Below are 228 nucleotides of genomic sequence, written 5' to 3' on the forward strand. Positions count from 1 at the left end.
AAGAATTGATGTGAACGTGAATCAATCGACACGCTCAAGCCCGTTCCCCCCCCCCAAAAAAAAAATAGAGCCAACACCCAAAATCGTTTCTACCTGATGTTATCGTTGCCAAGTGAAATATCATAGAGTATACTTTCTATAGAAACATAAAAGATTCTAAAGAAATAAGGAGGACTTGCATGAAAACAAGCAAGAACTGGAAGGTGCTCTATCTGGCAATCATTCTTA

The sequence above is a fragment of the Sphaerochaeta sp. UBA5836 genome, assembly GCF_002432845.1.
In the GTDB taxonomy this organism is placed as follows: Bacteria; Spirochaetota; Spirochaetia; order Sphaerochaetales; family Sphaerochaetaceae; genus Sphaerochaeta.